The following is a 7,141-nucleotide window of genomic DNA, read 5'->3' as shown; positions in this document are numbered from 1 at the left end:
TAAAATGATCAAGATAACCCATCACCTTTAGGTGGTGGGAATATCTTGATTTCGGGTGCGGGGTTATAAGCCCCGTACCCGTAGAACTGCGTCAGCAGTGATTTTATAACGAGCAAAAAGCGAAGCGTTTGCGAGTTTAACTCGGAAAATAAATATGGAATAATATTTATCACTAAAAAAGATGCAACCCAGTATTATGATAATACTACGTTTAAGTAAACTGTAGTATATCGCAATACCGGAGGGCATCTTTTTTATTGTGTAAAAATATAAAGATGCATTTATACACGATTTTATCTGGTACGTTTTTTCTTACCAGGTAAATAAAAACTGCGTACTTGATATAAAAAACGTACCATGTATAATTAAGATATCAAATGAAAACAACATTTTATTTAGTTATTAAAAAGAAAGGCGCTTTAAAAGCGAATCGGTGATAATTATGGAATACAGATTTACAAAAGATAATTTTGGTGAAGAAGTTTTAAACAGTGATGTTCCTGTACTTATAGATTTTTATGCAGACTGGTGTGGCCCTTGTAAGATGATGGGACCTGTTGTTGAGGAACTTGCCAAAGAGTTTGATGGCAAAGTTAAGATAGGAAAGGTCAATGTCGACGAGCAGCAGGAACTTGCTCAGAAATTTGGTGTTATGAGCATTCCATACTTTGCATTTATCAAAAACGGAGAACTCGTTGATAATACAATGGGCGCTGTTCCTAAGAACATACTTGTAAGTAAATTACAGCAGCTTGCTTAAAGCTTGTGGCAAAGAGGTACAAAACTCTTTGCCATTTTTTTGCCAATTATAATGATGTTGCAAGAAAACCCATTACCTTTAGGTGATGGGTAGTTCACTTAAGGACTTTTTTTCGTAATCTCTTGATTATTATACTTATGAAGAAGGTTGTACCTTTTGGATTTAAGCATAAGTCAGGAATTGGTTGGAGATATACCTGGCATAATGATACTGATGCAAAGAATGAATTTCATTTTGAATGTAACGAGTGCATCTATGCTCAGATCCTTGGCAAAAGAAATCTTATGAAACTAGGATCTATGTGCTGCCATGCAGATATCATCAATTATGGAGAGCTTCACTATACAGATTTCATACGTACTAAGACTTTGTGCCAGGGCGGTGATTATTGCGACTTCTACTTTGTAAGGCACGATACTGACGCCGGCGATGGCTGGGAAAGAACAAAAAGCATATGATCTACAAAAGGGAGATTACATATTGAACCTGAGTCTGCCAAGTAGATATGCCAAATAAACATAATTAGTTAGGAAAAAAGGTGATTACTTCATTAAAGGTAGTCGCCTTTTTTATATTTTGTAGTATCACTTTAACTTGGTGTAGCCTTATAGTAATATATAAAATGATCAAGATAACCCACCACCTTTAGGTGGCGGGAATATCTTGAAATCAGTTTTTAATTCACCCGCCTATTATCTGGATCCAAGCGTCATTGGTCCATGCAACTATAAAAATATAAGAAAGAGGATTGTTAAAATGAATATCAGAAGAGCAGAACAAAAGGATCTTAAAACGGTAGCAAGACTTCTTGAGCAGGTGCTTGAGATTCATGCAAAGATAAGGCCTGATATATTTATTTCCGGTACTAGAAAGTATACAGATGATAAACTTATAGAGATATTTAAAGATGATGATACTCCGGTATTTGTAGCTGAGGATGAAGGAAATGTTCTTGGATACTGCTTTTGCGAGATTCAGGAGCGCAAAGGTATCGTTAACATGAAAGATGTAAAGACTCTTTATATAGACGATCTGTGCGTAGATGAAAGTACCAGAGGCAAGAGTGTTGGCAGAAAATTGTACGAATATGTTCTGGATTATGCTAAAAGTATAGGCTGTTATAATGTGATTCTCAATGTATGGGAAGGCAATGACAGCGCCAGAGCTTTCTATGACAAAATGGGCTTTAAAACTCAGAAAACCCTACTTGAGAAGGTACTCTGATGCACTATAAGTCTGTATGAAGATAAGCGTGAATATTGCAAGCATAATGATAGAAGAAGCTTCTGCGATGATATCAAAATCTTCCGGATCTGAGCAGAAAACTTTGTTTTCAGACATAAGACACATTACTCCTTTTACGTACAAAAATAACTGTTATAGTAATCATGCTATATTTGGAATGAGGAGGCCAACTATATAGGAATATGGGAAGTTTTTTAACTACGTATCATCTAATTATCGTGTTTTCTTGGCTACTCCGTTAAATAATATTTCAATGATAAATAATATCATTGAAACATTTTTTTTAATTAGCTATATAGATTATAATTAATTAATCTGATGAATTAATTGATGCTATATTTTGTTTTTATCTTGAACTTTATGTTCAAGAATGTATGAATTATTGAACGATAATTACAAAAAATCGCATTTACTTTGTATTTCTTGATTTTGTGAATCAGCAGGAAGTAGATTTAATTGCGAAAGGGAAAATTATATATATATTATGCAAAACGGGAAAGAAGTCTGTCTGATTATATACACAAGATTTTCCTTCCTGTTTTGTAATAAAATATTTGAGATTTAAAAATCACAAATAAATTCACTGATGTGTGCCGTATTTATTAAAAAAATAATCTAATTAATGTTTATTTCTATTCGGTAAAAGGATAAAATTATATATGTAATATCATAGGATATTTGTGAACTTATCACCCCCCTTAGATGGAAAGGCTTATATATGATTCAACATAATATCATTGTACGTGATCTTGCTGAACTTAAGCCGGCTCTTTCTGAATATAAAAAAGAGTGTGAAAGCCTTAAGTACCAAAAAGGAGTAATTCAGGTTTCTATAGGTAATGTTCCTGAAAGCGATATTTCTTTAATTCTGAACTATATCAAAGATTCTTTTCCTAAAATGGATGTTTTTGGATATTCATCTTTTCAGCATGCGCTTCTTCTTGGAATGGAAAGTGCAATAATACTCAGCTTTACATTAATGGATAGTTCAACGGCAGTGCCTATTTGTAAGAAAATAGAATCTGCAGATAATTTTATTGAGGAATGCTTTGCTTATGCCAAAGAAATGAACCGGAAGCTTAAGAATATGGAAGACGTTAAAGTCATCGAGTTGTATTCTTCATATCTTAAAGCCTCTGCTGCAGAATTTATTGAGATCCTGACAGAAGGCCTGGATGACATATGCGTATTCGGGGCTATTGCTGCCGGCAACAGAAATGTTAATGGTAATGATAATAATTACATAACTGTAGGAAATGAAGATGCCTTTGTTATAGCAGATGATTATTATGGGCCCGGGGTTTCGGGAATCATATTTGCAGGTAAAGATCTATATTTTTATGAGAGTTATCTGTTTGGCTGGGAACCTATTGGCAAGTATATGGATATCAGTGCCCAGACAATAACCAATCAAGGGACAACTGTTGTTATGTCTATAGATGGAATGAAACCGATAGACATATACAAAAAGTATCTTGGAGTTGAACCGAGTGATTATTTTGTGAATAACATAGCTGAATTCCCTCTTGTTATAGAGCGCAATGGAATGCTCATTGGAAGAACGCCGTCAGGAAGTGGTCCAAACGGTGAAGTATATCTTGAAGGTGACTTGCGTGAAGATGAAAAAGTCCGATTTTCTTATGCTGAACCGGAGTTGCTTCTTAATAACACCAAGAATGCAGCTGATAGGATGGACGCGTTTGGAGCCGAGAGATTAACACTTGTTATATGCGTTAACAGATTTAATGTCATTCAGGATGGATTCAATAAAGAAATTGAGTATTATTATAATGGTCGCAAAGAATACCCAAGTATAATTCTTGGAATGGGCGAAATCTATAAGTGCCATGGTAAAGGTGGTATTTTTAATTCTGCACTTGTTGCTGTTGGAATGAGAGAAGGACTACAAGGCCAACTGGCACATAGTGTATTAAAAGATCAATCTACATGTTATTATCATGATGTCATTCCGCTATCTCAAAGATTATCCCACTTTTTAAAAGCTATGACAGGCGAACTTGTCGATGCTGTTGATGATGCTAAATCTGCCAGCAACGCAAAGAGTGAATTTCTCTCCAATATGTCGCATGAGATCAGAACTCCTATTAATGCTGTTCTTGGCATGGATGAAATGATATTAAGAGAGTGCAATGATCCGCAGATTCAGGAGTATGCCCTTAATATCAAGAATGCAGGCAATATTTTATTAGCGCTTATTAATGATGTTCTTGATTTTTCTAAAATAGAAGCCGGGAAAATGGATATTGTTCCGGTTGATTATGATTTTTCATCTATTTTAAATGACCTTATTACTATGGTAAAAAATAAAGTTGAAACCAAAGGACTTAAGCTAATAGCAGATATAGATGAAACTATTCCATGTGTTTTAAATGGTGATGAGATAAGGATCAGACAGGTTGTCACCAATATAATGTCTAATGCGATCAAATATACAGATAAAGGCAGCATAACAATAAAGATCAATTATAAAAAAGCATCAGAAGATGAGGTTGATTTTTGTGTAGCTGTTAAGGACACTGGCATAGGCATTAAAGAAAAGGATATGGATAAGCTTTTTAATGCTTTTCAAAGAATAGATGAAAAACATAATAGAGATATACAAGGATCTGGACTGGGACTTAATATTACCAGAAAACTATTAAATCTTATGGGAAGTGAACTTAAAGTAAAGAGCGAGTATGGTAGAGGAAGTGAATTTTCTTTTGTATTAAGACAGAAAGTAGTTAAGTGGGACCCTGTCGGCAATTATACGGAAATGTACAACAAGTTTCTTGTCCCAAGTGAAACCTACAAAGAGAAGTTTACTGCTCCCGATGCTGAAATACTGGTGGTTGACGATACTCCGATCAATATTGCAGTATTTCGCGGACTACTTAAGAAAACTCTTGTACAAATTGATTCTGCAGAAAGCGGAAGAGAATGTCTTTCTATGACAAGGCAAAAGAAATACGACCTTATTTTCCTAGATCATAGAATGTCGGAGATGGACGGCATCGAGACCTTAAATGCATTACGAGAGGATAAAGATAACCCAAACAATGATACGCCTGCTATAAGCCTTACAGCTAATGCTGTATCCGGTGCCAGAGAAATGTATATAGCAGCAGGCTTTATAGATTATATTACAAAACCTGTCATGTCAGATAAGCTTGAAGCGATGATGATAAATTATCTACCAAAAGAAAAGGTGATGATAGAAAAGACAACTAAAGAAGATGAGGATGAAGCTTTAGATGAACTTCCATCGTGGATAGGTGAAGTAGAAGGGATTGATAAAGAAGAAGGACTCAAGAACTGCGGATCAGTTGAAATGTATATTAAAACAATAGAGTCTTTTTACGGATCAGCTGAAAGCAATTATAAGGCAATAGAAGAATTTTTAAAAAGTGAAAATATAGCTGAATATACTATCAAAGTTCATTCTCTAAAATCATCGGCAAGGATAATAGGAGCACTTGAACTTTCAAAGCTTGCTGAAGAGCTTGAGCACGCAGGAGATGCAGAAGATATCGAAAAGATAAAAGATAAGACACCTGTTCTTCTGGACAAATACAATAAGATTTACGAAAGAATCAAAGAGCTAAGTTATAAGGATGATGATAAATCGCTTCCTGTTATAGGAGAGGATGAGCTTAAAGATGCGCTTTCATCGATCAAAGAACTGATGCTCAACTATGATTATGACAGTATACAATTTATAATGGAATCATTAAAAGGATATAAGATACCTGATAAATATGCAGATTGGATAATGAGACTTAAAGAGAACATAAGGAATGCCGACTGGGACAAGATAAAGACTATACTTGATGAATTCTGATCAAAAAGGATGGAGGGAAAATGGATAAAACATTACTTCTTATAAGCAAGGGCTCAACATTTATGGTAGATGCTCTGTCTAAGGGGCTTAAGGATGCCGGGATAAAAGTAATGCATACAAGTCCTATTATTAGTGAACTCGAAAAATATAAGGATTATCCGGATGTGTTTCTCTTTTATCTTGGGAACTATCTTGAAGACATTAAGGACGTACTTACTTATCTTAAGGATCTGTGTTTGGAAAAAGATAAGATACTCTGTACCATAGGAGATATTACAGAGTATGAAAATCTTATCAAGATCCTTCCTGAGAAGCTTATCAAGGAGCATTATGAAAGACCACTTAATATCAAGGATGTAACAGAAAAAATGCAGAGCGTATTTGCTTTAAATGATGATCTTTCACGAAGAAAGAAGATATTACTGGTTGATGATGATTCTACTTTCCTGACATTGGTAAAAGGATGGCTTGATACTGATTACAGAGTGATAATTGTTGGTTCCGGAATGCAGGCTATAACTTATCTTGCAACCAATAAACCGGATCTGATCCTTCTTGATTACGAGATGCCGGTAACCTCCGGGCCTAAAATACTGGAAATGATAAGAAGTGAATCAGATACTCAGAATATTCCTGTAATCTTTCTTACCGGAAAAGGAGATAAAGAGAGCGTTATGAAAGTAGTAGGTTTAAAACCTAATGGGTATCTTCTTAAGAATACAAATAAAGGCGAGTTGTTAAAAAACCTGCAGGATTTCTTTGATTCTCAAAATGCTTTAAGATCGAATCAGTAAACGTATATAGTATTTGAAATTAAAATATTTAAAAGTGAAATATTAAAAAGCAAAGTATTAAAAAGCAAAGTATTAAAAAGCAAAGTATCAAAAAGCAAAGTATTAAAAAGTGAAGTATTAAAAAGTAAAGTATTAAAAAGAATTATTACAAGATGATAAAAAATGATGTATTAAAAAGGCTTGGAGATATAAATCTTCAAGCCTTCTTAAATTAATGAACTTTTTGGGGTGTACTTCCGAAGATATACATGAGTTCACCTGAATCAGCGTCTTCAAAAGCATTAATGAAATCAAATTCAAAGTTCTTGTTTCTCATAATATAACCCGATGCGCCATCGAAAGTTTCTTCGACACCTCCGTTAAAGTAGTCGTAAGCATAAAAAGTTCCACTTTTGCTATATACAAAAGAGTTCCACTTATAATCATAAGCTCCGTTACAGCCTGTACCATCTTTGTTAAGATCAACGCCTGTATCAACTAATGTCTCTTCGCCTGTTTCAT

At 34.5% G+C, this 7,141-nt stretch carries 7 protein-coding genes; 5 read left to right on the top strand and 2 right to left on the bottom strand.

The window, feature by feature from the left end; genetic code table 11:
- The first annotated feature begins 442 nt into the window (after positions 1 to 442).
- From trxA to K6G87_RS09950, 3 genes are all read left to right on the top strand, one after another.
- Entirely contained in the window at positions 443 to 760 is a 318-nt protein-coding gene (gene trxA / locus K6G87_RS09960) for a thioredoxin (protein ID WP_296836536.1), read from the top strand.
- A gap of 137 nt (positions 761 to 897) precedes the next feature.
- Positions 898 to 1,218, top strand: coding sequence for an L-2-amino-thiazoline-4-carboxylic acid hydrolase (locus tag K6G87_RS09955; protein ID WP_296836534.1), 321 nt, complete (start codon positions 898 to 900; stop codon positions 1,216 to 1,218).
- 298 nt (positions 1,219 to 1,516) lie between these two features.
- Complete coding sequence (locus K6G87_RS09950; protein WP_296836533.1) at positions 1,517 to 1,984, top strand: GNAT family N-acetyltransferase; 468 nt, start codon at positions 1,517 to 1,519, stop codon at positions 1,982 to 1,984.
- Here the strand turns inward: K6G87_RS09950 and K6G87_RS09945 are convergent.
- Positions 1,964 to 2,101, bottom strand: coding sequence for a hypothetical protein (locus K6G87_RS09945; RefSeq protein WP_296836530.1), 138 nt, complete (start codon positions 2,099 to 2,101; stop codon positions 1,964 to 1,966). The genes K6G87_RS09950 and K6G87_RS09945 overlap by 21 nt on opposite strands.
- 622 nt (positions 2,102 to 2,723) lie before the next feature.
- Here K6G87_RS09945 and K6G87_RS09940 point away from each other — a divergent pair.
- Entirely contained in the window at positions 2,724 to 5,846 is a 3,123-nt protein-coding gene (locus tag K6G87_RS09940) for an ATP-binding protein (protein WP_296836528.1), read from the top strand.
- A 20-nt stretch (positions 5,847 to 5,866) separates the two neighbouring features.
- The gene (locus K6G87_RS09935; RefSeq protein WP_296836525.1) at positions 5,867 to 6,640 is read left to right on the top strand and encodes a response regulator; all 774 of its coding nucleotides are present in this window, start codon (positions 5,867 to 5,869) and stop codon (positions 6,638 to 6,640) included.
- Positions 6,641 to 6,851: 211 nt separating this feature from the next.
- Here the strand turns inward: K6G87_RS09935 and K6G87_RS09930 are convergent.
- The coding region (locus K6G87_RS09930) for a hypothetical protein (RefSeq protein ID WP_296836522.1) at positions 6,852 to 7,141 on the bottom strand (290 nt) is incomplete at its 5' end.

This window comes from Butyrivibrio sp., from assembly GCF_024699075.1.
Note: the sequence above shows the minus strand (reverse complement) of the source record. Positions and strands in the feature narration are given on the sequence as shown.